Source organism: Mycobacterium sp. E3247 (assembly GCF_001667785.1).
Taxonomy (GTDB): domain Bacteria; phylum Actinomycetota; class Actinomycetes; order Mycobacteriales; family Mycobacteriaceae; genus Mycobacterium.
Genome location: NZ_LZJG01000063.1, coordinates 1 through 604, shown reverse-complemented (window position 1 = coordinate 604; position 604 = coordinate 1). Strand labels below are relative to the sequence as shown.

Annotated in this window: 1 protein-coding gene and 1 pseudogene; one reads left to right on the top strand and one right to left on the bottom strand. The window is 62.1% G+C overall.

All coding sequences use genetic code 11. The annotated features are described in order from the left end of the window. Positions 1-9: 9 nt before the first annotated feature. Positions 10-390, top strand: a pseudogene (locus A9X04_RS32180) (sensor domain-containing protein); the annotation flags it as partial. Positions 391-392: 2 nt separating this feature from the next. Here A9X04_RS32180 and A9X04_RS32175 read toward each other — a convergent pair. Next, positions 393-530, bottom strand: a complete 138-nt coding sequence (locus A9X04_RS32175; RefSeq protein WP_369828914.1) for a hypothetical protein — start codon at positions 528-530, stop codon at positions 393-395. Positions 531-604: the final 74 nt, after the last annotated feature.

Below are 604 nucleotides of genomic sequence, written 5' to 3'. Positions count from 1 at the left end.
AGGCCTCCAGTGCCCCCTGTCATCGACGAGGGCAACCCGGACTGTGCGGCGCTGTTCGGGCTGGACACCAACACGGTTGGCGTGGCCTATACCGGATGGCGGAGCAATCAATACAGGGAGGAAAAGGACACTTCAGGTCATGCGGTCTATCTGGCTGTTGCGACGGTAGCCGACGCGAAAACAGCGACTCAGTTGCTCGACAATGCGCTCGCGAAGGCCGTAAATTCGTGCGACAACGCCGTCATCCACCTGAGCGGCAAATATCGATGGAGATTCCAGAAGACCGACGCGACCGATACGGGAGTGCGGTGGACGGGAACGGAACTGGAGGACGGGCAGATCACCGGCTGGGTCTGCGCCAGCGAGGCGCGGGCAAAGAACAATGTGGTGATCTACGCGCAGGTGTGCCAATGGGGCAACGGCGCTCCGGCCGCAGCGACGATCCTGGACTTCTCCGACATCTTGTCCAGAACTGTCGCGGTGGCCGGAGCGCCATTGCCGTATTGGCACACCTGCGCAGTGATGATCACATTGTTCTTCGCGCGCGCCACGTTGGGGCAGATCCAACCGGTGGGCTTCCCGTCCTGCAGTTCCGTCGCGGTCC